The 23,308-nt window shown below is 63.6% G+C and carries 19 protein-coding genes, 5 pseudogenes and 2 riboswitches; of the genes and pseudogenes, 16 read left to right on the forward strand and 8 right to left on the reverse strand.

What is annotated here, in order from left to right:
* Positions 1-2: 2 nt before the first annotated feature.
* Positions 3-2,369 carry a lysylphosphatidylglycerol synthase transmembrane domain-containing protein gene (locus tag AWC14_RS24220; protein WP_045376576.1) on the reverse strand — a complete coding sequence of 789 codons (2,367 nt, stop codon included), beginning with the start codon at positions 2,367-2,369 and terminating at the stop codon, positions 3-5.
* 51 nt (positions 2,370-2,420) lie between these two features.
* Positions 2,421-2,924, reverse strand: a complete 504-nt coding sequence (gene tpx, locus AWC14_RS24225) for a thiol peroxidase (RefSeq protein WP_045376573.1) — start codon at positions 2,922-2,924, stop codon at positions 2,421-2,423.
* Between the two features lie 115 nt (positions 2,925-3,039).
* Between tpx and mntA the strand changes: the two genes are divergently transcribed.
* The 3 genes and pseudogenes from mntA to AWC14_RS30270 form a co-directional block, all read left to right on the forward strand.
* Positions 3,040-3,420, forward strand: coding sequence for a type VII toxin-antitoxin system MntA family adenylyltransferase antitoxin (mntA, locus tag AWC14_RS24230; RefSeq protein ID WP_428839004.1), 381 nt, complete (start codon positions 3,040-3,042; stop codon positions 3,418-3,420).
* Positions 3,416-3,535, forward strand: a pseudogene (locus tag AWC14_RS24235) (antitoxin); the annotation flags it as partial. The gene mntA and the pseudogene AWC14_RS24235, both read left to right, overlap by 5 nt.
* Positions 3,522-3,588 (forward strand): annotated as a pseudogene (locus AWC14_RS30270) (type II toxin-antitoxin system PemK/MazF family toxin); the annotation flags it as partial. The pseudogenes AWC14_RS24235 and AWC14_RS30270, both read left to right, overlap by 14 nt.
* 120 nt (positions 3,589-3,708) lie before the next feature.
* Here AWC14_RS30270 and AWC14_RS24240 read toward each other — a convergent pair.
* On the reverse strand, positions 3,709-4,473 hold the full coding sequence (locus AWC14_RS24240) for a nucleotidyl transferase AbiEii/AbiGii toxin family protein (RefSeq protein WP_045376567.1): 765 nt from the start codon (positions 4,471-4,473) through the stop codon (positions 3,709-3,711).
* The gene (locus AWC14_RS24245; protein WP_057003083.1) at positions 4,466-5,131 is read right to left on the reverse strand and encodes a MerR family transcriptional regulator; all 666 of its coding nucleotides are present in this window, start codon (positions 5,129-5,131) and stop codon (positions 4,466-4,468) included. Before AWC14_RS24245 ends, AWC14_RS24240 begins: the two co-directional genes overlap by 8 nt.
* A 178-nt stretch (positions 5,132-5,309) precedes the next feature.
* On the opposite strand from AWC14_RS24245, the pseudogene AWC14_RS24250 reads away from it, so the two are divergent.
* The 6 genes and pseudogenes from AWC14_RS24250 to AWC14_RS24275 form a co-directional block, all read left to right on the forward strand.
* Positions 5,310-7,610: pseudogene (locus tag AWC14_RS24250) on the forward strand (GH92 family glycosyl hydrolase); the annotation flags it as partial.
* 66 nt (positions 7,611-7,676) lie between these two features.
* The gene (locus AWC14_RS24255) at positions 7,677-7,973 is read left to right on the forward strand and encodes a FitA-like ribbon-helix-helix domain-containing protein (RefSeq protein WP_045376556.1); all 297 of its coding nucleotides are present in this window, start codon (positions 7,677-7,679) and stop codon (positions 7,971-7,973) included.
* Positions 7,970-8,404, forward strand: coding sequence for a type II toxin-antitoxin system VapC family toxin (locus AWC14_RS24260; protein WP_045376553.1), 435 nt, complete (start codon positions 7,970-7,972; stop codon positions 8,402-8,404). Before AWC14_RS24255 ends, AWC14_RS24260 begins: the two co-directional genes overlap by 4 nt.
* Before the next feature lie 77 nt (positions 8,405-8,481).
* Positions 8,482-8,593: riboswitch (SAM riboswitch) on the forward strand.
* Positions 8,594-8,626: 33 nt separating this feature from the next.
* Positions 8,627-9,409 (forward strand): hypothetical protein, encoded by a 783-nt coding sequence (locus AWC14_RS24265; RefSeq protein ID WP_045376551.1) that lies wholly within the window; start codon positions 8,627-8,629, stop codon positions 9,407-9,409.
* Between the two features lie 45 nt (positions 9,410-9,454).
* A riboswitch (SAM riboswitch) is annotated at positions 9,455-9,567 on the forward strand.
* Positions 9,568-9,599: 32 nt separating this feature from the next.
* Positions 9,600-10,190 (forward strand): hypothetical protein, encoded by a 591-nt coding sequence (locus tag AWC14_RS24270; protein WP_045376550.1) that lies wholly within the window; start codon positions 9,600-9,602, stop codon positions 10,188-10,190.
* A 25-nt stretch (positions 10,191-10,215) separates the two neighbouring features.
* A pseudogene (locus AWC14_RS24275) lies at positions 10,216-11,196 on the forward strand (ADP-ribosylglycohydrolase family protein); the annotation flags it as partial.
* A gap of 87 nt (positions 11,197-11,283) precedes the next feature.
* On the opposite strand, the gene AWC14_RS24280 reads toward AWC14_RS24275, so the two are convergent.
* A complete protein-coding gene (locus AWC14_RS24280; protein ID WP_045376546.1) occupies positions 11,284-11,772 on the reverse strand; it encodes a hypothetical protein in 489 nt (162 codons plus the stop codon).
* Between the two features lie 227 nt (positions 11,773-11,999).
* Between AWC14_RS24280 and AWC14_RS24285 the strand changes: the two genes are divergently transcribed.
* Both AWC14_RS24285 and AWC14_RS24290 read left to right on the forward strand, forming a co-directional pair.
* On the forward strand, positions 12,000-13,028 hold the full coding sequence (locus AWC14_RS24285) for a DNA cytosine methyltransferase (RefSeq protein WP_081968070.1): 1,029 nt from the start codon (positions 12,000-12,002) through the stop codon (positions 13,026-13,028).
* A gap of 291 nt (positions 13,029-13,319) precedes the next feature.
* Positions 13,320-13,787, forward strand: coding sequence for a very short patch repair endonuclease (locus AWC14_RS24290; RefSeq protein WP_268811701.1), 468 nt, complete (start codon positions 13,320-13,322; stop codon positions 13,785-13,787).
* A gap of 51 nt (positions 13,788-13,838) precedes the next feature.
* On the opposite strand, the gene AWC14_RS24295 is transcribed toward AWC14_RS24290, so the two are convergent.
* Positions 13,839-14,552, reverse strand: coding sequence for a hypothetical protein (locus tag AWC14_RS24295; RefSeq protein WP_235215856.1), 714 nt, complete (start codon positions 14,550-14,552; stop codon positions 13,839-13,841).
* Between the two features lie 76 nt (positions 14,553-14,628).
* Here AWC14_RS24295 and AWC14_RS24300 point away from each other — a divergent pair, with 76 nt between their 5' ends.
* Genes AWC14_RS24300 through AWC14_RS24310 form a run of 3 tightly spaced genes read left to right on the forward strand, consistent with a single transcriptional unit; the run spans position 14,629 to position 18,680 of the window.
* A complete protein-coding gene (locus AWC14_RS24300; protein WP_235215855.1) occupies positions 14,629-16,041 on the forward strand; it encodes a ParB N-terminal domain-containing protein in 1,413 nt (470 codons plus the stop codon).
* The gene (locus tag AWC14_RS24305; protein ID WP_081968061.1) at positions 16,022-17,848 is read left to right on the forward strand and encodes a DEAD/DEAH box helicase; all 1,827 of its coding nucleotides are present in this window, start codon (positions 16,022-16,024) and stop codon (positions 17,846-17,848) included. Before AWC14_RS24300 ends, AWC14_RS24305 begins: the two co-directional genes overlap by 20 nt.
* A gap of 28 nt (positions 17,849-17,876) precedes the next feature.
* On the forward strand, positions 17,877-18,680 hold the full coding sequence (locus AWC14_RS24310; protein ID WP_158089926.1) for a protein NO VEIN domain-containing protein: 804 nt from the start codon (positions 17,877-17,879) through the stop codon (positions 18,678-18,680).
* A gap of 125 nt (positions 18,681-18,805) precedes the next feature.
* Here the strand turns inward: AWC14_RS24310 and AWC14_RS24315 are convergent, their stop codons facing one another.
* Positions 18,806-19,960 (reverse strand): hypothetical protein, encoded by a 1,155-nt coding sequence (locus AWC14_RS24315; RefSeq protein ID WP_057003085.1) that lies wholly within the window; start codon positions 19,958-19,960, stop codon positions 18,806-18,808.
* 348 nt (positions 19,961-20,308) lie between these two features.
* A pseudogene (locus AWC14_RS29825) lies at positions 20,309-20,461 on the reverse strand (translation initiation factor IF-2 N-terminal domain-containing protein); the annotation flags it as partial.
* A gap of 293 nt (positions 20,462-20,754) precedes the next feature.
* On the opposite strand from AWC14_RS29825, the gene AWC14_RS24320 reads away from it, so the two are divergent.
* The gene (locus tag AWC14_RS24320; RefSeq protein WP_052425532.1) at positions 20,755-21,228 is read left to right on the forward strand and encodes a hypothetical protein; all 474 of its coding nucleotides are present in this window, start codon (positions 20,755-20,757) and stop codon (positions 21,226-21,228) included.
* 385 nt (positions 21,229-21,613) lie between these two features.
* On the forward strand, positions 21,614-22,999 hold the full coding sequence (locus AWC14_RS24325; RefSeq protein WP_045376538.1) for an FAD-binding oxidoreductase: 1,386 nt from the start codon (positions 21,614-21,616) through the stop codon (positions 22,997-22,999).
* Positions 23,000-23,308 lie beyond the last annotated feature (309 nt).

A 23,308-nucleotide genomic window follows, 5' to 3' on the forward strand; every position in this document is an offset into this window, starting at 1 on the left:
CGCTAGATCATCTCGTTGTTGGTCAGCCAACGCATCACCGGCCAGCCGATGAAAACCGGTAGCCAGCAGGTCAATACCCGGTACAGCAGCACCGACGGGACGCCGACGGCCGCGGGGACGCCGAAGGCGGCCAGTCCACCGATCAGCGCGGCTTCGACGGCGCCGACGCCGCCGGGCGTGGGGGCGGCCGAGGCGAGGGTTCCGCCGACCATCGTCACCACGGTGACGGTGACGAACGTCGTGCTGCCGCCGAATGCCCCGACGCTGGCCCACAGCGCCAATGCAGCGCCGAGAGTCGTTCCGGCACAACCGAGTACGATCAGGCCCAGTCGCCACGGTTCGCGGGCCAGCTCGACGAGGTCGCGGGAGACTTCGGCAAGCTTCGGGCGCACCGCCGTCGACAGCCAGCGTCGCAGCGTCGGCACGAACAAGAACGTGCCGACGATGCCGAGCGCGACGCCGGCGATCAGATACAGCACCGTGGCTCTCGGGACGAAGTGCGACAGGTCGGTTCCCGCGCCCGCGGCGGTGGTGAAGATGATCAGCAACACGACGTGCACGATCACCTGAACCGATTGCTGCAACGCCACCGCCGTGGTGGCGCGTATCGCGCTGAGCCCGCCCTTCTGCAGAAAGCGGGTGCTCAGCGCGAGCCCCCCGACGCCGGCTGGGGTGGTGGTGGCCGCAAAGGTGTTGGCCACCTGCATGATTGACAGCTTGACGAAGCTCACCGACCCGTCGGTGCATGCCCACAACGCGGCAGCCGCCCCCACATACGTCAGCGCCGAGACCGCCAGCCCCAGCAGCGCCCACCACCAGTTGGCGGTCTTCAGCTCGGAGAAGAACGTCGGCACCGTGCTGATGAACGGGTAGGCGACGTAGACCAGCGCGACGAGCAGCACCAGCTGGATGAGCTGGCTGCGGGTGAACCGGGTGATCGTCTCGGCCTGGATCTGATCGGCCCCGGTTTGGCGCTTCACCTCGGCGCGACTGTCGGCGATGACGGCCTTCGCGTCGGTGACAGAGTCCCGGATCCGTTTCGGCACAGCCGTTTTGGTGAGCCGTCGTGACGCGGTCAGCACGGCGTCCTTGCCGAATGTGTCGATCGCGGCGCCCACCGCGGCCTGCGGGTCGTAGAGCGACGACGTTGTCACCAGCAGTTGGGCGACATCGGATTGCAGCTGGGCGTCGGTGGCGCCGTATTCGGCGCTACCGTAACCGCCGAACAGCACGGCACCGTCGTCGACCGTGATTTCCTTGCTACGCAAGTCGCCGTGGGAGATCTGCTGATCGTGCAAGTGCCGCAACGATTCCCACACCTTGGCGACCGGCGTCGTCGTCGCGCATTCGGTGATCGGTTTACCGCGAACGGGCTTGTGCGCGTAGAGCGTCCATCCGCGCTCGAGCGAGGCGACGGCAACGGTCGACGTGTTGGCCACCTCCGCCTCGCCGATCGCGATCGCCATCAGGGCGCGATGCTCGACGGCGCGGCGCATCGAGGCGTGCAGCGGCGCGGTCTCGGTGCCGCGCAGCCGCAGCTTGCGCCAGAGCTGGCGCAGCGCCCCGCCACTGCGCTGGTGCGGGCCGTACAACTCGATCACCGCGGGATCGTCCGACTGCGCCGAAAGAACCAGCGGCCCCGGCCCGGCCGGCCGGACCACCGTGAGCGCGGACACGACGAACCCGCGCCGGGCCAGCGCGCGGACCGCGCCGTCGAGCGGGACTTCGAGCGCGGGCGTCCCGACCACCAGGACCACGAGCGCGCCGACGAACCACCCCACCGCCAGCCCCAGCAGGGCGCGGGCCGGCACGATGGCGCTGACCACCAGGTGAATCGGCACGAAGGCCAGCAGCAGCGCCCACCACCAGCGCCGCCAGCGCGCCGGCAGCCAAGGCCCCGACACGGTGAGCACCGCGGCGAGCATGCCGATCCACCGCGGGTCGTCGAGAAACTGCGACAGCGTGGTGGCGAGCCGGTCGGAGAGGTCGAAATGCCAGCGGGGCGCGGCGATGCCCTTGCCGCTGATCGATAAGCAGAGCACAGCGAGGAGCCCGGCGGCCGCGTAGGCGCCGAGCAGTTTCCATTGCCGGGCGACAATCAGCCCGATCAAGATCACGAACGGCAACGCCAGGATCGCGATGCCGTAGATCAGGTACACCAGATTGGACTGGGTGGGGGAGAGCACCCCGACGATCTGCGAGACGGACTTCTCCAGCGCGACCCACTGGGTGCGGGTGATCAGCGAGCTGGTGATCACGACCGCGAGGAACAGTCCCGCCAGCACGAGCCGCAGGATGTCGTTGGTCCGGCGGGTCAGTGGTTGCAGCAGGCTGCCGGAGACGGTGATCTCGCGCCCGTCAACTCGCATGCTGCAACGATCCCTGGCTTGGCGCCGCGTCGCTCAGCGGCGCGCCGACAGTCAGGCCGACGAGCTCACTGCGGCCAGCGCGGCGTCGTAATCGGGCTCCTGGGCGATCTCGGGGACCAGTTCGGAGTAGGCGACCTTGCCGTCGGTGCCGATGACGACGACGGCGCGGGCGAGCAGGCCGGCCATCGGTCCGTCGGTCAGGGTGACGCCGTAGTCATCGCCGAAGCTGTCGCGGAAGGCCGACGCGGTCTTGACGTTCTCGATGCCCTCGGCGCCGCAGAACCGCGCCTGGGCAAAGGGGAGGTCTTTGGAGACGCACAGCACCGAGGCACCGCTGCCGGCGGCGCGCTGGTTGAAGGTGCGCACGCTGGTGGCGCAGACCGGGGTGTCGATGGACGGAAAGATGTTGAGCAGCAGGGGCTTGTCGCGGAACTGGTCGCTGCTGACCGGGCCGAGGTCGGTGCCGGTCAGGGTGAAGTCGGGAGCCGGGGATCCGACGGCCGGGAGCTCGCCGACGGTGTTGATCGCATTTCCACGCAGGGTTATCTGTGCCATGGCGCCCAGTCTGCCAAGCGGCGCGGGCCACCCGCGGAGGCGGGTGGTCGTTCCACCGAACTCGCCGTGATCGCATCCTGCCGTGTGGCCAGGCCGCGATGAGACAATTGCCAACGTGACCGATGTCGCGGAACGAACCGCCGAGGCCGGCGAGGCGCTGCGGCGTCACGGTGCCGTGTTCGCCTACCTGCACGGCAGCCGTGCGGACGACACGGCGCGGCCAACCTCAGACATCGACATCGCCGCGTACTTCGGCGGGCAGCAACCTGCGGCGTTCGAGATTCTCTTGCCCAGCGGCGTCGACCTGTTGGTCCTGGACAAGGCTCCTCTTGAACTTGCGGGCCGCGTCGCGATGCGCGGAAAACTTCTTTTCGAGACGGATCGCGCGAGGCGGGTGGCCTGGGAAGCAACGACCCGCAAGATCTACCTCGACGCACTGCCGCGCATCACACGGGCCCACGAGGAGTTCGCTGAAGCGGTGCGACGTGGTCGATGACGACGTGCGCGCATACGCCTGGCAGCCCATCACGGACGAGGAAACGGCGCTCGCCGAGGTCGCCGACTGGGGGCCCGTGGAGGATTGGGCTGACTGGGCGGATGCGGCGCGGTGAGCTGTGGTTCGCAGCCCCTTGGCGGTGATCGCCCGGTGCTCGTCCTAACCCGCTGAGCGGCATGACGTGCCATCGTCACTTCGAAACACGGTTTTGGGGGAATTGCCGAATCGTCCGCGCCGCCGCCTTTCGGTGCGGACAGCTCAGCATGACTAGGGCTGGGAAAGACGCGATCAGGGCGCTGAGAGCAGCCGAAGTGCGGCTTGGCCGTCGCGACGGATGTCGCTTCGGATGCGTTGCCACGCAGGATGTTCCGGTAAAAGCGATTTCGCAAGAAACGTCAGTCGTTTTCTGTCGGAGCCCGCAAACCGTTCTCGTTGAGCATACGGGTCTTCGATGCAGCACAGCAGGACCGCGGCATCATAGAGGTGTCTGGCCCTATCGCGGGAATCGGTTTGGTAAGCGGCGGTTTTGAGGATCAGTGCACCGAAGGCGTCGGGAACGCTGATGGTGGTGGTCTGGCCCGTGACGATCTGCAGGCAGACGTTGATGGTGCGGCGTAGGGCTTGGGTTCCGCCTTCGATCTTCACCATTGTGTGTCCGCGTAGTCTCTCGACTACCTTCGGCGCGGCGTGGTCGGCGAGGAGCACATCCACGGTGTCCGTGGTGCGGGTCGATGGGTCGAGGCGGGTGAACCGGTGCGCGGTTTTGTTGCGCGGGTCGACAGGAGTGGTTAGGCGGTATCCGAGCGACTCCAGCGCGTCCGCAGCGACTGCAGGCGAACCCCGGGTTGTCTCGACGTGCAGCACGATGTCGACATCGTTGGTGGGGCGGATGGTTCCGATGCGGTGATGCACAGCGTGCAGTTGGACCATGAGCCCGCCGACGAGTGTCCATCGGTCGCCCGGCAAGTGATCGGCGAGTTCGGCGACATTCGGCCATGGCTTTGGCCAGCCGCCTGGTGCTGCGACGACGTCGATCGTGGAACGTTCAGGCATTGAGGCGCTTTAATGTGTCGTCGAGAAAATTCAGCCCGATCTGACGCTCCCGGATGTCAAGAGATTCCGCGAGATCGAGGGCTGCGAGTACCGGCGTCTTGTCTGCAAGGGCACGCACAGTGGTCAAATCCATAGTGGTTGCCCGCAAGGTGTAGATACCGTCGGCATCTTCAATGAGAGCGTGGCGGGCGACAATCTTGTTGAGGTCTTGGGCAGCGACGTAACCGTCCACATAGTTCGGGGCCTCCACCAGCTCGAGCAGAGCGGCCGCACTCGAGGTATCGACCACTTCCTGGCGGAGCCGTTCGGCCCCACGCGAATGGCCTTGGTATCGCCGCACTTTGGCGCGGCCGCGAGTGCGGCTGACCAGGTCGGGACCGGTCAACTGCTGGAGGGCGGTCTTCAATCGCGACCGTTGCGTCGGACCCAGCCATGGTGTGGGTAGGTCTGAGAGCAGCGCCAGGGCAGCCCACGCGGTGTTTTCAGACCAGGCGCGACGCCGAGACGCTTGTCGAGTTGCAATATGCCGATCGAGAGAAGCTCCGTCGATCAGGCCACGCGCGACCGGGCGCAACTCCCCGCGCGCCACGAGATATTGAATCTGCCGTGTCGTGACTCCAAGTCGCTGTGCGGCATCCTTGACCGCCACGAAGTCCATACAGATATATTCGCTTTTGCGAAGTTATCTGTCAATGCCTGGAAGCTGCCGTGCTCCCGCACGCAAGGTGTTCGGCGGCTCACCGCTTCGTCGCGCCGTTCCGCGGTGAACAGCAACGCCGGGTTTGGCGGATCGCGAAACTCCCACGGGATGTGACGGCGTGCAGTAAGAGACAGCTATGCGGTCGCGACGGCAGCTCGCCTTGTGGGTTGCTGTCTGCGTGACGTTGTGGCCGGCGACAAGCGCGCACGCCGAAGAGGCGGCCTTCGTCGCCAACCCGGTCGAGCACGTCGACACGCTCAACGGCACCGGGACGGGCAACGAGACGTGGGGCGAGATCAACAACTTCCCGGGCGCGTCGGTGCCGTTCGGGATGGTGCAGTACTCGCCGGACACCACCGACACCTACGCCGGCTACGACCACGACAACGACCGCTCCACCGGCTTTTCCATGACCCACGCCTCGGTGGGCTGCGCCGCATTCGGCGATATCCCGATGCTGCCGACGACGACGCCGATCGGCGCGCAGCCCTGGTACGCCTGGGAGACGATCGCCCACGACGACACCGAGGTCGGCGTGCCCGGCTACTACACAGTGCGGTTCCCCGACACCGGCGTGAAAGCGGAACTGACCGCCACCACTCGCACCGGCGTCGGCCGGTTCAGTTATCCCGACGACGGTCGGCCCGCGCTGTTCCACGTGCGTCCCGGCGGGTCGCTCGCGGGCAATTACGCCGCGACCATCCAGATCGGCGAGGACAACACCACGATCACCGGCTCGGCGACCACCGGAGGATTCTGCGGCAAAGACAACGTCTACACGGTGTATTTCGCGATGCGCTTCAGCCAGCCGTTCAGGTCCGTCGGCACATTCGAAGGGAACTCGGTGTTTCCCGGTGCCCGCCAGGCGGATTCGCCGTGGGCCGGGGGATGGGTCGAGTTTGCGCCGGGCTCGGTGGTCGAGGTGCGGACCGCACTGTCGTATGTGAGCGTCGACGGGGCTTTAGCGAACCTGGCGGCCGAAGGCGGGGCGGGTTTCGACGACGTCCGCGCGGTTGCGTCGGCCGAATGGAACGCGGCGCTGTCGCGGGTGGCGGTGGCGGGCAGCAACGGGGGCGATATCGAGACGTTCTATACCTCGCTGTATCGATCGCTGTTGCACCCCAACACGTTCAACGACGCCGACGGGCGTTACATCGGGTTCGACAGCGCGATCCATTCCGTGGCGGCAGGGCACACGCAGTACGCGAACTTCTCGGACTGGGATACGTACCGCTGCCTTGCGGCGCTGCAGGCCTTGATATTTCCGGAGCGGGCCAGCGACATGGCGCAGTCGCTGGTGAATGACGCGGAGCAGAGCGGGTCGTTGCCGCGGTGGGCGCTGGCGAATGCGGCGACGGGGGAGATGACCGGAGACAACGTGGTGCCGCTGATCGCGAGCCTGTATGCGTTCGGCGCCAAAGATTTCGACGTCAAGAGAGTGCTGTATTACATGCTGAAGGGCGCCACCGAGGGCGGCACGGGGCGGGGCGGCTATGTGGAGCGGCCGGGTATCGCCAGCTACCTGGAGCAGGGGTATGCGCCGCAGATCGAGGAATTCCGCGGCGATCATGGGATCGACGGTGCGTCGATCACGCTGGAGTGGGCGGTCGACGACTTCGCGATCTCCCGATTCGCCGTGGCGTTGGGCGAGAACGTGATTGACGCTGAGTTCCTGCGGCGGGCGCAGTTCTGGCAGAACCTGTTGAATCCGGTAACTCGCCGCATCACGCCGCGCGGCGCCGACGGTGCTTTCCTGGTGTGGCCGGGGTTCACCGGGCCGACCACAGATCTCGGGGAGGACGGGTTCGACGAGGGCAACTCCGAGCAGTACCTGTGGATGGTGCCCCAGAATCTCGCCGGGCTGGTGGCCGCTTTGGGCGGCCGGGAGGCGGCGGCCGAGCGGCTGGACCGGTTCACGACGCAGCTCAACGCGGGCTCCGACGAGCCATATCTGTGGGTGGGTAACGAGCCGAACTTCGGGGTGCCGTGGCTGTACAACTACGTCGGGCAACCGTGGAAGACCCAGGAGACGGTCGATCGGGTGCGCCGTGAACTGTTCGCCCCGACGCCCAACGGCGAGCCGGGCAACGACGACCTGGGCGCGATGTCGAGTTGGTACGTCTGGGCGGCATTGGGTCTGTACCCGGCGACGCCTGGGACATCGATCCTGACGGTGAACACGCCGCTGTTCGATCGCATCGAGATCAGGCTTCCTGCTGGACAATTCATCCGGATTGCGGCGCCCGGCGCCTCGAGCGGTCTGAAGTACATCAGCGGGCTGAGCGTCGACAGGCAGCCCACCGATCAGACGTTTCTGCCGGGGTCGATCGTCCGAACCGGCGGCGAGGTCACCTTCTCGCTCGCCGCGGTCCCTAATACGACGTGGGGAACTAGCGAATCATCCGCGCCGCCGTCGTTCGGTGGGGGCAACGCGGCGCCTTTGCCGTCCTAGTACGCGGAGAATGGGTGCTATCATCACCCGTGACCTGATAGCATTGGCAGCATGCGGCAGCTCCTACTCCGGGTATCCGATGACATACACCGGCGATTGGTCGCTCGTGCGGCGCGCGAGGGTCGCAGCCTGAATGCCGTCGCAACCGAGATCCTCGACGCGGCTGCCGATGCCGACGGCGCCGATCGGCGTGCGCAGGTGCGGGCCGCGGCGGCGGCGGCAGGCACATTGCGTACCGTGAAAACCCGGCCGGCGAGTGCGGCGCGACGGCAGCGGATCCTTGAGTCAACTCGCGGCCTCGGTCCACAAATCGATGATTTGCTCGCGCAAGAGCGCGAGCGCCCGTGATCGCGTATCTGAACTCCTCGGTCCTTGCCCGCGCTTACCTTGTCGACGAAGACGGGCACCAGCAGGCAACCGCGCTGCTCGCCGACCCGGAGATTGCCACCGTCACCGGCACATGGACAAGAATCGAGGTCTCCGGTGCGCTGGTTCGCGCCGCACGAGCAGGCCGCGGTGATGAAAAAGGGTTGCTCGCACTGCTGGACGCGGACCTTGCCGGCCCCGTGATTGTGCTCGGCGCGCCGCAAGAGCAGGTCGAGGAGCATGCGCTGGAGCTGGTACGGCGGCATGCGCTGCGGGCGATGGATGCCTGGCACTTAGCGGTCGCCGCACTAGTTGTTCCGCCTTTGTTGGAGCCGGGCGAGCCGCAGGCATTCGCATCCCGCGACGAGGCACAACGGAAGGTTGCCGAACGGCTCGGGTTCGTCGCGATCTGATCGGCATCTGTCCTGGTCGTGGGAGGGAAGGTTTGGACAGCCGAACTTGTCGGTGCCTGGCGATACCTTTGGGTCAGCTTCACGAGACGCCGTCGCCAAGCTCCGACTGGACGGCGCGCCAACCCCACGCTCGTGGGTGGCTCGGATGACGAAGCGACCGGCACCGACCGGCGCCGGTAAGAGCGCCTCCACCACGGAGGCTTGGGACATCGGGTGGTATCCATGGCGCATTCTGCAGAACACGTACCGGCGGAATCCCGCGTCATCCTGCTCGGCGACCACGACACCGTGCAGCACCGCGACGACTTGTCCGCAAATGCGTCCCGCCATAACTGCACCGTCGCCGAGGCGTTCGGGTTCGAGCAGGGCGCGGCGGCCTCGACCGAGGACCTGACCGACGTCGATGCGATTGTGTCGGCGCTGGGTTGCGCGATCGCAGGCCGCATGCACGTCTGGGTGCCCTTCCTTGCACCGGACCTCGGGCGCGAGCAGCACTGGCGGCGGCTGAGTCTGGTGCTGCAACGCCACGGGCTCAACCTCCGCTATGGGCGGGAGCTCGAGCCGTTCCCGACCACTGGCGGGTACAGCGAAATCGACATCGCGCTGCGACGCGAAGTCCAAGTCGTCGACGAGCTCGACCACGCGGCTCTCGCTGCCGTGGGCATCAAGACCCTGGGGCGGGAAATCGAACGGGTCCTTGCGACGGCCAGCACCGCCCCAACGTCAGCGCGGTCGCTACGGCGAGCTGCAGTGGAGGCCGATCAGTTCGAAAGCGCCTCGGCGCCAATGCTTCCGGCGCCGACGACGCCGTGGTCGCAGCGCCAGCCGATGTTGAAGCGCTATGTGCGCTGGCTTGTGCATGGGTGCGGTGTCACGCAGGTGGCTACGGCACGGGTGCTGAACTCGACGGGCCAGCGCACCCCGAAAGGCCGGCTGTGGCAGCCGTCGACGGTGTCGGCCCTGCTCAATGGTCGCTACGACCACGGGGCGAAGGCCAGCAGGTGAGGAAAGCGTGGCGATGTGTCGGTACGCCGCGTTATCCTGAGAACGCTTCACGAGATGCCGTCGCCAAGCTCCGACTGGACGGCACGCCAACCCCACGCTCGTGGGTGGCTCGGATGACGAAGCGGCCGACACCAACCGGTGTTCGGCAAGAGCGCCTCCCTATAGGAGGCCTGGCAACAGGAGTTCTGCCATGGCCAAGCGGAATGTGAGTGCAGCCGATGCGGCGCTGCGCGCACGCATTCATGAGTTGTCCGTCCACATCCCATGCGGAATGCTCCGCGGGCCCATCGATAGTCGGTGGCAGTCGTGCCGCGACGAGGATTCGCCCGAGCAGTGGAAGGGCTGCGACGTGCCCCGCGCAAAAGAGTTGTGCATCATCTGCTTTCGGGCGACAGCCGGCGGCACCACTCGCTGGTCATGGCTGGCATGCGAAAACTGCCGGCGGGTCAACAAGGCGATCGCGGAGCTGGAAGCGGAATACGGTGATCGGCCATTCGCACTCGGCCGACACAGCCTGATGAACGGGATCGGCGTCAGCGGTGGCGCGCCTCCCGAGGTGCAAGAGAAGCAGATCGACCGGCTACTGGAGTTCGCCAAGGGCGACGGCCGACTGCGCGAGTGGGAGGCGCGGGAGTACCGGCGATTGGCCAGCCGGTTCGACCCGCTCGCCGACATCCCGCTGCGGGTCTGGCAGGCCGAATGGCCGCCCAGCATCGAGGCGTCGGTGGACGCCTTCAAGCGCCTGCTCGGGCGTGCGCCAGGTCCGACGGCGTCTAACTGAATTGCGGAGCTGAAGGAGGTAACGAATGGAATTGACTGCAGCACAACTGGATCGTGCGTGTGGAGTTCTGCTGGGAACCGCAGCCGGCGATGCACTAGGCGCGCCGTTCGAGTTCGGACCACTGCTCGGGCCCGACGTCAAGGTCGACAGCGACGACGACGTGAGTGGTCGTTCGATGTGGGAGACCGGCGAATGGACCGACGACACATCGATGGCGATCGCAATCGCCGAGGTTGCAGCCACCGGCGCGGATCTGCGCGATGAGACCGGCCGAGGACGCGATCGTGCGCCGGTGGCATCGGTGGGCCCGCGAGCCCGGCACCCAGGATGTCGGCATTCAAACCCGTTTGGTGTTGAGCGCGGCAGGGCGCCAGGGTATTTCGGCGGCCACCGCGCGAGGCTTCGGCGGCGGAGCACGAGCGGACGGGCCGGAGCGCTGGCAATGGCGCGTTGATGCACACGGCGCCGGTGGCGTTGGCGTACCTGGACGACGAGCAGGGCTTGGTGTAGGCGGTCCCGCGCGATCAGGGCGTTGACTCACCACGATCCGGACACTGGAGATGCGCGTGTGTTGTGGTGTTGTGCCATCCGCCGTGCGGTGCTGACCGGGGAGCTCAACGCTCGGATCGGCTTGGCGCACCTCGATGCGTCGGCACGCGACCGGTGGTCCGCGCTGCTGGATGCGGCCGAACGATCGCGACCGGCGGATTTCACCAAGAACGGGTGGGTGGTGCAGGCGCTGCAGGCGGCGTGGTCGGCGATCACGACGACGCCAATGCCGCAAGAGGCTCCGGCTGCGGGAGTGTTTCGGGCCGATCATCTGCGGTTGGCGCTGCAAGCCGCGGTCCGCGGTGGGCGCGACACCGATACTGTTGCGGCGATTGCCGGCGCGCTGCTTGGCGCGGTGTGGGGTGCGTCGGCGGTGCCGGCGCAGTGGCGCCGACGGCTGCATGGGTGGCCGGGGTGGAATACGCGCAAGCTGGTCGCTGTCACGACTGACATTGTCCGCGGAATCGGCACGAAGATTCCGATGATTCCCCTCGGTAGCGAGTGAAATTTCTTGCGTCCCTGGGGTACCTGGGCGTAATTGCCCTCAGCGTTGGCAAACGCACTCACGGAACGGTGCGCCTGAGCTCGAATTGAGTTCTTCCGGTGCGAGCTTCCACAGGCGCGTTATGGTTCCCAGGATGGCTGGATGGAACCTGATACAGCCGCGCGTTCGTGACCCGTCTTCGGGGTCGGCCGACTCGAGTTTGAGTTCGGCGTCATATAACACGCAGTCGTCAGGCCCGGCGGCGTCGAGCAGCAGGCGTGTGGTGGTGTAGAGAAACTTCACTGCGTCATCGAGGTCTCTGAAAAGGATGTAAGCACGCTTTCGCTCATCCTCGCCTGGCCACCAGGTCTGCAGCCCCCCGGGACCGTCTTTCGTTCCGTTGCCGATCTTGTACTCTGGACCGGCCCAAATGCCCTGGCAGGAGAACTGGGTGGCTAAGCCTCTGGACCAAACCTCGAGCAGTAACGGGACGATTTTCTCATCAACTTCGATGCCAGAGGCTCGCACTTGATGATGCATAACGGTCATTCTTCTCCTGCGGTGATGCAATTGGCTGGGCGCCACACCGAAAAGCCTATGCGCCAACTCAGTTGGTCTGGCGCTCGGTCGTGCTGCTGCGATGGGCGGGGCGGCCTATGAGCTTTACGAGCCCGACGTACTGGAGTAACGCCTCCGGCCTTGAGGGCGAGTCTGATGGTGACACGCCACGCGACCGCCGGACTGGATTTGTCCCCGCGGGTAGTTACGATTTGGCCATGCCTCGCACTGGCGTTCGTCCTGCAGCGAAGGCACCGAGATGTACGGACGCGAAGCTACCGCCAGAGCTCACATCAGTAGAAATCTGCGCGGGTGCTGGCGGTCAGGCACTTGGACTGGACCAAGCTGGGTTCTCGCACTTGGCCGTAGTGGAGATTGACCGCGACGCTTGCGAGACGCTTCGGCTAAACAAAGCGGCCGAGTGGAAGGTTATCGAGGCTGACGTTCGTGACTTCGATGGAAAAGAATTTGCTGATCTCGACTTGCTCGCAGGTGGGGTGCCATGTCCGCCGTTCTCGATTGCCGGACAGCAACTTGGAGCCGACGACGAACGTGACCTTTTTCCTCATGCCCTCCAGTTGGTGAGGGATATGCACCCGCGAGCGGTCCTGCTTGAGAACGTAAGAGGGCTGGCAGGTAAACGATTTGATTGCTATCGAAAGCAGATTGTCGATGAGCTTCGGCAGATGGGATACGAAACTTGGTGGGACCTAGTGCAAGCAAGCGATCATGGCGTCCCTCAACTTCGGCCCCGATTCGTGTTGGTCGCCATCAAGGAAGAGTGGGCTTCCGGCTTCGCCTGGCCAAGCCCTTCAGTCGAGCCGCCACTAACCGTCGGCAATACGCTCGTTGACATGATGTCCTCGAACAAGTGGCCTGGGGCCAGGGTTTGGGCAAGGAAAGCCAACGGGATTGCGCCGACAATCGTCGGTGGCAGTAAGAAGCACGGCGGCCCGGATCTTGGACCTACGCGGGCACGAGCCGCATGGCGTGAACTCGGTGTTGACGGTCTTGGCGTTGCCGACTCTGCCCCTGGGCCGGATTTTCCGCTTAACAAAATGCCAAAATTAACGGTGGCAATGGTAGCCAGATTGCAGGGGTTTCCTGATGATTGGGCTTTCTACGGACGCAAGACTGCGGCCTACCGGCAAGTGGGGAACGCATTTCCCCCACCGGTTGCAGCAGCCTTCGGAAAAGCGATCCGAGCAGCGTTAGTTCAGAACGAAGATGAAGAGAATAATAGGTAGCGCCGCCCCGGCCAGATGTTGCTGTCGCTAGAAGATTTCGGCTTAGGACATGGTCGCGCGCATGCCAATCGGTCGTAGTCATTCGACCGCGGAACACGCGACCAGCGTTAAACTGGGCGAGACTGACCCGCTCGAGGGCATCGCTCGTCGGCGACAGACAGAGATTGACGGCATCCCGATGTTGCTCAGCTAGGCGGAGGCTGCAGGTTCGGATAGTGGTTCGATCTGTGGTTGGGGTATCAGGACGCACCTCGCCGACAGGAGACGGCATGCACCCGCGAAGAGACTTCAGTGCCAGAAACCGACCCGCGCCATAAGGCATGGCGGCGGGGGCTCTACCCGCAGCCCTCGACCGAAGGTCGCTCGCGAAATATGCGGGCAATCAGACGCTGCGACACCGCCCCCGAAATTGAACTGCGCCGCTTGCTTCACCGAGCGGGTCTGAGATTCCGCAAGGACTACAGGCTCGACCTTCCGACCGGCCGAGTCCGCCCAGACGTGGTGTTCACGCGAGCGCGAGTAGCAATATTTGTTGACTCATGCTTCTGGCACTCGTGTCCGGAGCATGGCCGACAGCCGAGCGTCAATGAGTGGTACTGGGGTCCCAAGCTTGCTCGCACCGCTCAGCGAGACCGCATGGCGGTCGAAGCGCTTGAAGCTGCTGGTTGGCTGGCAGTCAGGATCTGGGAACACGAAGACCTCTCGGCGTCGGCGTTGGCGGTCGCCGGGTTGGTTCGGTCGCGCGCAGGTGGCGCTTAGTACGGCCGCCGTTTGGAAGCGGCTTAGCATTGAAGTACCGCACCAGCTCACCTAATCAAGCAGTTGGCGTACGTAATCTCGCACCTCGGCAGGTAGCCTTCTGTACATAACCCATGCCTGGTCAACCGGGGCAACGCCGCGACGCCCACGGCGCAACCAGCCGCGCAGCTGCTCGCGCTCTGTATCTTCCAGCTCAGCTACTCGCCCGAGGAATGACGCTGCATCCGTTGGGGACGCCGCGCTGCTGCCGGCGCGACAGCGTTTACATTCAGTAACAAGGCCATCGACCTCCGTGCCGTCAGGCATCGCGATCGCGCGGCGAGCTACTGAAAGGACAGCTGACTCATGAGCTGAGTCTGGGTACAACTCCCCACCGGCGATACCGCAAACCACGCATTGATAGCCGTCCGCGGCAAATGTGGCCTGGCGCTCTTTGGCGGTGATCGTTCTGGCCGCCGCCTTGCGGCGTTCGTCCGCGTTCCAGACGGCAATACCTGCTTTGACGAAACGCTGCTCTTCTGCGCGGAGGGACGCATCCTCGGTGCTGCTGTGGATTATCCAGCCAAAAGCTCGCAAGTCGCGTATACGGCGATCAATCTGGGATGCATTTGGAAACGCTTCTCGTAGCTGATGCTTCGTGAAGACGTTTCCTTCTCCGATCTTGCCAACCAGCCATAACGCGCCCTTTACCATCCCGCCAGCCGTCGCGAACGCAGGGTCGTCCCATCCGGGAACCGCGTCGCCACCATCATCGCCTGCCAACACACCACGATCATGCCCTATGTGTCGGAGACTACTGGCAGTATGTCGTGGTCAAGGTCTCACGCAAGGGGAGAGAGAAGTGACTGCACCGCTCGAAACACCGCAGGGCGAATACATCCAGCAGATGATCCAGGATCGGCTTAACGAGGCCGCCGGCCGTGAAAACGGCGAACGTGTCACTGTCGAGTGGCGAGGCGAACGTCGCCATCTGCTGGTGATCTCGATGCCGGTCGAGCTTATGTATTACAACCCTGAGACGCACCGCGTCCGAGCGCAACGCACACTTGATCCGGTCCGCAACCGCAAGCTGGAGGAAGCCCCCTGGTCCGAGGAGGCTCAGGATTATCTTGACCTGCTTCTGAAGCGACTGCCATCGAACCCAGAGAAAACAGATCCGGACTTCGAGCTTCTCCGTGATGATTTGAAGCTCAGCGGCCAGACGGACCCGGGAGTCATCACCGTCCAAGGCATAGTTGTCAACGGCAATACCCGTTGTGCAGCGCTTCGAGAATTGGGCATGCCGGAGATCCGCGTGGGCGTGCTACCAGACTCCACGGTGTGGTCCGATATCAACAACGTTGAGCTGTCCCTTCAGCTACGCAAGATCCACGAGCGGCCGTATTCGTACATCAATAGACTCATCGCGATTGACGGTGAGCTCAAGAAGGGTCGTCAAGCTGACGACATAGCACGCGAGTTTCGTATCAAGACCTCGACGCTGGACCGAGACATGTGGGTTTACGGCGTCGTAAAAGACGCGATCGAGCGAAGCAAGAACGGTGACAACCAATTGCGGTTGATAGATTTTGAAGACCACCAGGAGAAGCTTCGGGAGCTTCACCGCGCCTACACCACCGCGAGCAATTCAGATGAAGCCGAGGCACTGAAGGAGTCGCGTCTGGCGATGATCGTCCTCGGATACGCGAAAACTGATGTCCGCTTTGCGCAGAGCGATTTCCACACTAAGTACTTGCAGGCCAAGCTGCCCGACGAGCTCAAGCCAGAAATCGCCAAGGCAGAAGCAGTCAGGATTCCAGGGCTGCCCGGCGTTACGGTCCAGGATGGCTCCGCAGCGACAACCGCAGCACGTACTTTGACCGACACGCTCTTGAAGGCGCGCGCAGCCCAAATTGCCGGCGACACAAGCAAGGCGGCGAGTCGGAGTGGCGAGATTGTCAGCGCGGCAAAGAAAGCCATCGACCGTGCGCTCGAGCCCGCGGGGCAGGCTGTGCGGCTGCAACGGAGGAAACTTGCAGCGCCTGAGCGTCTTTCGGATGCATCCGACGATATCGAGCTCTGTGTCGCCGACCTCGTGACAGCACGCGCATCGCGAGCTCTCGACGAGGATGTCTTCGACGACGCCGTTCTACGGTTGCGCGCCGCGCTCGAGAAGCTTGCGCGAGAAGCGGCACGAACCTTCACGGAACCGGGCGACGGGGTCGCGTGGCTGCTCGAGGCTGTCAAGGATCCGGATGGCCGAGCAGACGTTTAGCCTGCAGATCAGGAAGGGCGAGTCCGCCAGTACGGCGCGCCTCACCGTTGGCAAAGAGTACGCAGACGAACTTCGTACACTGCTTACGCGTTTTCGCACAGCGCGGCAGCGTACAACCACGTCCGCAGATGTTGACATCGACGATCTGCTTGTGAATCTAGCCGCACTCGCAGCCTGGTCTTCTCCGGATAGTGTGATCTGGGATCCTGATTTAGCGTCACTTGCGACAGACGTCACGCACGACGCTCAGGCAGTGGCCGCACGGCTCGAACACCTTGAGCCGACAGAAGTTTCAGTCGGGGCTACTAACCTCGATGAGGCGCTCGGTGCGGGGTGGATAGGCTCCCTGACAGACTTCCAGCGACGCGATGTTGCCCAGTTGCTTTCGCTTCGGCACGGTGCCAACTTTTCGGTCCCTGGTGCCGGCAAGACTCGAGTGGCCCTAGCCGTGTTTCAAGCTCTTCGGCAGGAATGCCAAGTGAACCGGCTGCTGATCGTTGGTCCGAAGTCCTCCTATGAGGCTTGGCAAGACGAGAACATAGAGTGCCTGAGCGAGCCGCTCCGCATGGAAGTCCTTAATGGAGCTATAGATCCAGCATCGGATGCGGTGATTGTCAATTACGAGCGGTTGCAGGGCTCTCTCAATTCGCTTGCTCGCTGGCTCGGAGAGCAGCCATCACTTCTGATACTGGACGAAGCACACCGCATGAAGCTCGGCGCTGAAGGCGCCTACGGGTCTGCCTGCTTAGCACTCGGGCCACGGGCGCGACGGCGTTTGATTTTGACGGGAACGCCGGCTCCCAACGGGGCGAGGGACCTTGAGAACCTCTTCAGCTTTGTATGGCCGGGCCACGGACGCGAGACGGTGACGCGGGCAGTTGCTGGCGGAAATCTGGCCGAGGCTAGTCGGATACTCCGACCTCTATTCACGAGGACAACCAAAGACGAGCTCGGTCTGCCAAAGCCGATTACAACACAACGATTAATACCGCTCCCACCGCTTCATCGGGAGGTCTATGACGCATTGATCGGTCAGTACTCGGCGCGGGCGGCCGCATCGCGAGATGACCTATCGGAACTTGGAAAAATCATCGTTTATCTGCTAATGGCGGCGATCAGCCCCGCACTGCTCTCGGTGGGCACAACGCGCTACGACCCGCTCGCATATCAAGTACCGCCGCTGTCAGCACCGCAGGGCTCGCACCTCCTACAACTCATGCAGGATCTTCCAAGTTACGAGATGTCACCGAAATACCAAGAAGCACTTGCCATCGTTGCTGCGAATGCCGCAGCGGGACGCAAGACCCTAGTGTGGTCCACCTTTATCCGTAGCATAACTACGATGCAGAGGTTGCTAGCAGAATTCTCGCCTGCCTTAGTTCACGGCGGTACCGAGGACCGAGCCGCAGAAATCGATCGATTCCGACACGACCCTGACTGTATGGTTCTGCTATCGAATCCGGCCACACTGGGCGAAGGTATCAGTCTTCACAAGTACTGCCACGATGCTGTTTACGTCGATCGTGACTTTGCTGCTGGTCGTTTTCTGCAGAGTCTGGACCGCATTCATCGCCTCGGGCTTGATCCGGACACGGAGACCCGAATCACGGTTCTTGTGAGTCAAGCAACCATCGATGAGGTTGTGGCGCAACGTCTCCAAGTGAAGCTTGATTTTATGGGAAGGATCCTTGACGATCCGGCTGTACAGCAGCTTGCAGACCTGGACGAGGAACCGGCCATCGGCGGGGGTCTGGACCTGAATGACTTGCAATCGCTGCTCGGGCACCTTCATGCCGGTCCCACCTAGCCCGATCCTCGTTGCAGCATCGCGCTGGTTGACACTTCTTCCGACCTCTGGGACGAACCGCACGCGTACTCTTTTGACGAGCCATACCCAGTTTGGCGACCTTACCCCGTCTCAATACCAGGCGGCCTACGAATGGCTGGAAACGATGGGGCTGCTCGGAAGTGGCGTGCCCTCCAGTGATCGTGAGATCTCAGCTGCAATTTTTCAGGCGGCAATCAGCGATTCGCTCTGGCTGCCCGATGCGGATGTATTGATTGCCGATTCTTCCGAGCTTCCTGCCGATGCGCTTCGGGCAGCCGATGCAACCGGGACCGATCCCGAACATGCTTACGCGATTGTTCGGCAAATTTCGGGAAAGGTTGATACGGCCGAACGAGCACTACTTGGCGCAGCAGGCGAGCTTGCGCTCTTGGCGCTTCTGGAGCCGGCGGTTCGAGCTCGTGTCAGACACGTTGCTGCCGAGTCTGACGGCTACGGTTACGATATCGCGGTCGAAGGCACCGGGAAAATAGTCCACATCGAACTGAAAACAACATCCCGTCATGCTCGAACAAAAGTTTATCTATCGCGCAACGAATTCGAGACTAGTCGTCGAGACGCAGAGTGGATCTTAACCGTTGCGCGCCTCGATCAGGAAATGCGCATCGTCTCGCTTTCGACAGTCGACAGAGAATGGCTCATGCTGAATGTGCCCTCGGACCGGGGAAACATGGGACGTTGGGAGTCTGCACGGCTGGAAGTGCCAGGGCAGGCAGTCCGGGCCGGGATACCGCCGCTATCTCCTATTCTTAAAGAAGATCCACCGAGAGTCCTCGTTGCCGGAATTCTATAGCGGTTTTGGGGTACGGAAGGCTACAGACCTTGCTGTGACGTCCGCTTACTCCGAAAGTAGGCTGGAGCATCGCCGGGGCCGTCGCGGTATTACAGGCTCGGCGTCTTGGCGACCATAGCCTACAGTCAAGGATTGCACTCCAGCAGGTTGATGATCTTGTCGCGCATAGCACTGTACTGGTCGATACGGTCGGCGCCTGTGGTGAACAGGAGCTTCCGTGCACCGCGAAGGCGAGCCTCAAACTTCGGATTCGCGAAGAGGATTCGCCAGTCTGCTTCCGCCCATTCACGGCGGACGACGTAGGTCGCGTGACGGCCTGCCAGCGGGCTGATCGCGACCGCGTTCTCGCCAGATCCGTTGGCCGAGTTGATCGCAAGAACCAGGTAGTTGTTTCCAATGCCGTCGGAATGATCACGTCCCCGATGCCAAGTGCATCGCTCCGCTCCAAAATGGGTTTCGAGGTCCTCCAAGACGGTGAGGCGGTGTTCGTCGACTCGGTAACCGCTGTACATCTTCGAGCGACGTATCTCGCCAAGGAAAGTCCTAAGCTGCTCACCTCGAGGAAGGACCTCGAACGCGAGCTCCGTGGTTCGGCGCGACGCTCTCTCCCAGCCGGCGACACCGTCGCGGAATCGACGCAGGAAGTCATACCTTTTCAGCTGAAGCGCGATTAGCTGTCGACGCGAATGCCTAAAGAATTCAGCCAAGTTCGCATCATCGGTGCTTAGCAATTCTCCGACAGCAGCGGTGAAGCCGATGAGCCGCCGTATCGCTCTTTCCAGTTGAGGACTCGTTTCGGGCAGCCGATCAGTACTCGGACGTCGAATCCGATCGAGCATGTCCCATAGTTGTTGGTCGTTGCCAGAGTTGGCGACAGTCAGTAGGACCGCACGCCGCAAGAAGTTGAAAGAAGCTCTCGTACGCCGCAACTCGTCAGCTGCGGAGTTACCGGCGACGTCGGCGTCGATGAGGTCTTTAAACTCTTTGCGCAACGCCAGTCCAGCAAGGTTCGGTTTCGTCAGGATGGAGCCGTGGGCTCGCACCAAATCCTTGAGCAATTGCCTCTCATGGTCGATGAAGATTGCTAGGGCGACGAGGTCCTCATGTGCGGTGCTGACACTTGATTCGCTGCCCGTAGCCCGGGTTGCGGCGTATCGCCATGTGAGGTAGCCGTATGCGCCTGGCCCAGAAGGGGCAATCTCGTGCAGGCAGGTAGCGATCGCTTCCGTGTCGTCGTCGTTCGCGGGATCAGCGGCGACGATGTCAGCGACAGCTTCCACGTCCAGATTGACTGCGATCTGCGGCAGGCCACTTCTCCGGGCGCGCGTCCGATGCACAACGTTTGGGCTGGGCGGCATCTCGGGGGGCTGCTGCCCGGCGCCCTTAGGAGCGGATCTTGTCGCCTGTTCTTTCCGCGGTCGTCGTAGAACCGGTCTGGCAGCGCGTTGGTTACTCGCAGTAGACCTTGGTTGGCGGTTACGGCGGCTCAGCGCCGCATCGGCTCGATCGACTGGTGGTTTCCGCTGCTTCAGTCGAAGTGCGGCGGCTTCCGGTCGGACTTGGGCGGCGCTCGGATGCCGCCTCCCAGCTTCGTCAGCAGGGACTTTTCGGCCTGAAGGCATTGCACTGAAAGATTCCCGAAGTCGACGCGCAGCAGGTGCCTCGACCCGTGCGGACGCGGACTTCGCGAGCTCGCCATCCGCGTTGAGCCGCGCCAGTATTTCCTTGCTGGTCACACCAAGCTCCTTGGCTAGCTGGTGCACCCGTACCTTGCCACCCACTGGCTAAGCTCCCTCATGATCGACGAGTCGACCTTGAACTTAACTGCGCACACTGACAGTCTGCGCCGGCGCCGTGCGCCTCCCTACCGCGGGGCAGATCAACGTAGAGCAATCGGCAGAGATCATCAGCCGTCGGGCATCGATCTCTACCAGTCATCTCCGGGTCTGCACCCTGGACGGGGCCGCCAGATGCCTCACATTTCCAGCCGTCCAGTAGTTTCTCCGGCTCCGTCGAGAAGGACCAGTGCGTTGCTTCTCAATCTGCAGCGGTCCAGCTATCAGGCATCGATGGGGTGGTCGCGGTCAGCAACCGCTTCCGCGACCGCCCGCATCTTGGCGCGCATCTCGGCTTCCTGCCCGCGCAGGTCAGCGATGGCCGCAGTCAAAGCAACGATGCATCCGCCAAGGCGCGGGTCGACGTGAACGGACGCGACACCACCGTGCCGACCAAAACCGACTGCAGCGTTCGCGATCTTCCGCTACCGCAAAAGGAACTCGCGATGCTCAAGGCGATGCGCGTGGTTCATCTGCGCGAGCGTCTGGCCATGGGCCGGCCACTGGCTGACGATGACCTGTTGCTGTCGCCGACTGACGGGATGTCGCTTCCCGTGCGCGAATCCTCTCGCGAGTTCACCGCACAGCGCAAAGCGGCGGGACTCAAGGCGATCACGCTCGGCAGCTGCGACACAGCAACATCTCGGGGATGCGCGCGGCGGGTATCGCCGCCGATGTCGTCGCGGCCTGGCGCGGGCAAACCGAGCGCATGACCCAGGCCGTTCATGGAAGGGTCACCGACGACCGTTTGACAGCCGCGTCAGCGGTGTTCTCCGCCGCGGTAAGACAGAGTTAGGACATCCGGCGCCCAGAATCGGCCACGCAGCGAAACGCAAAAGCCCTCTATGACTCGCTCCGGAGGCGGGGATTTTGCATAGGAGATAGCGAGCCTCGTCTAACCGCTGCATTAGCGTTCCGCTTCCCAGCTCGGTGATCACGACGTCTTGTGCGTCGGCGACGATGTACGGCTCATCGACCGGTCGGCAGCCGTGCGACATGATCAGCACCGCCGACGCGCATGGCCTCCGTCGGGAGCATCGCCGCTCATGAGCGGCGATAAAGTGAGTCGCTGAGCGGCGACAGAAGCTGAGGTCTTCGATGAGCGACATGACGACGCGGTTTGCCGAAATCGTCGGCGACCATAACTTGCTGGCTGGCGACGCAATCCCCGACGACTATTTCCACGACGAAGTGTTGACGACGGCGCCGCAGAAGCCCGGGTATGTCGCCAAACCCGCAAGCGCAGAAGAGGTTTCGCAGCTGCTGAAAGCTGCCTCGGAACATGGCGTGCCGGTGACGGCCCGCGGGTCCGGGACCGGCTTGTCGGGCGCCGCGATCCCGCGCGAAGGCGGGCTCGTGATCTCCTTCGAGCGGATGAACGCAGTCCTGGAGGTCGATACCACCAACCAGGTAGCTGTCGTGCAACCAGGTGTGACCCTGACCGACCTGGACGCCGCGACCGTTGATGCCGGGCTGCGCTACATGGTCCACCCGGGCGAGCTGTCCTCCAGCGTCGGTGGCAACGTCGGCACCAACGCGGGCGGCATGCGCGCGGTCAAGTACGGGATAGCCCGCCACAACGTGCTCGGGTTGCAGGCGGTGCTGTCGACCGGCGAGATCATCCGAACCGGCGGCAAGATCGCCAAGGTGTCCACCGCGTACGACCTGACCCAGCTCATCGTCGGCTCCGAAGGCACCATGGCCTTGGCCACCGAGGTGACCGTCAAGCTTCATCCGCGGCTCGACCACAGCGCCACTGTGCTCGCCCCCTTCGCCGACTTCGACCAAGTCATGGAGGCCGTACCCAGGATCCTGGCCAGCGGGCTGGTGCCCTACATTCTGGAATACATCGACAACATGACGATGGCCGCACTCGTCCATACCCAGAATCTGGAGCTGGGTATTCCCGACCAGATCCGCGACGGCTGCCAAGCGTATCTCGTTGTGGCGCTTGAGCACCGCACTGCCGGCCGACTGGACGAGGATGTCGAGCGGGCCGGTGAGCTGGTCGCCGAGCTGGGTGCCGTCGACGCCTATGTGCTGGAAGGAGCCTCAGGACGCAAGCTGATCGAGGCGCGCGAGAAGGCGTTTTGGACGGCAAAGGCGATCGGCGCGGACGACATCATCGACGCCGTTGTGCCGCGTTCCGCGATGCCGAAATTCCTTTCCACCGCACGTGATCTGGCGGCGGCCGCGGGCGGGGCCGCGGCCGGCTGCGGACACGCGGGCGACGGCAACGTGCACCTGGCCATCATCTGCAAGGATCCGGAGAAAAAGAACAAGCTGATGACCGACATCTTCGCGTTGGCAATGGAATTGGGCGGCGCGATCTCCGGCGAACACGGCCTCGGCCGCGCCAAAACCCCGTACTTCCGCAAACTGGAAGACCCCGTCAAGATCGAGCTCATGCGCCGCATCAAAGCGAGCTTCGACCCGGCGGGCATCCTCAATCCCGGCGTTCTCTTCGCGGCGGAAGAAGCCTGAGCTTGTTCCAGCGCGCCGACCCGACACACCAGGGCCGCTCCGATAACGTCGACGGACGTGGCCGTCGCCGCGATCCGAGCAGTGCTTGCCGGTGTCTTGTCCATCGGGCTGGCGGCAATATCCGTGACCGCTGACCCTGCCAACCTCTCCGCGTCGCCGGTGGCGCGCAGCGCTTATCCTGAATCCGTGGATCAGTGATTTGGTGTCGTCGCGGGGCTGATTCTTGCACGAGTGGGGCGGTTGGGATTGGCGTGGCATGAGTGATCCGCTGGCCTGCACCAGTTTTCCTTGGGTTCCTCGGGTCGGGCC

Origin of the sequence: Mycobacterium kyorinense (assembly GCF_002101735.1) — a bacterium.
In the GTDB taxonomy this organism is placed as follows: Bacteria; Actinomycetota; Actinomycetes; order Mycobacteriales; family Mycobacteriaceae; genus Mycobacterium; species Mycobacterium kyorinense.

Coding starts and splice junctions, on each gene's coding strand:
- AWC14_RS24220 (WP_045376576.1), bottom strand. CDS start 2,369: ATGCGAGTTGACGGGCGCGAGATCACCGTCTCCGGCAGCCTGCTGCAA.
- AWC14_RS24255 (WP_045376556.1), top strand. CDS start 7,677: ATGCGGCAGCTCCTACTCCGGGTATCCGATGACATACACCGGCGATTG.
- AWC14_RS24325 (WP_045376538.1), top strand. CDS start 21,614: ATGAGCGACATGACGACGCGGTTTGCCGAAATCGTCGGCGACCATAAC.
- AWC14_RS24285 (WP_081968070.1), top strand. CDS start 12,000: ATGCCTCGCACTGGCGTTCGTCCTGCAGCGAAGGCACCGAGATGTACG.
- AWC14_RS24280 (WP_045376546.1), bottom strand. CDS start 11,772: ATGACCGTTATGCATCATCAAGTGCGAGCCTCTGGCATCGAAGTTGAT.
- AWC14_RS24240 (WP_045376567.1), bottom strand. CDS start 4,473: ATGCCTGAACGTTCCACGATCGACGTCGTCGCAGCACCAGGCGGCTGG.
- AWC14_RS24245 (WP_057003083.1), bottom strand. CDS start 5,131: ATGGACTTCGTGGCGGTCAAGGATGCCGCACAGCGACTTGGAGTCACG.
- tpx (WP_045376573.1), bottom strand. CDS start 2,924: ATGGCACAGATAACCCTGCGTGGAAATGCGATCAACACCGTCGGCGAG.
- AWC14_RS24305 (WP_081968061.1), top strand. CDS start 16,022: ATGGCCGAGCAGACGTTTAGCCTGCAGATCAGGAAGGGCGAGTCCGCC.
- AWC14_RS24265 (WP_045376551.1), top strand. CDS start 8,627: ATGGCGCATTCTGCAGAACACGTACCGGCGGAATCCCGCGTCATCCTG.
- AWC14_RS24270 (WP_045376550.1), top strand. CDS start 9,600: ATGGCCAAGCGGAATGTGAGTGCAGCCGATGCGGCGCTGCGCGCACGC.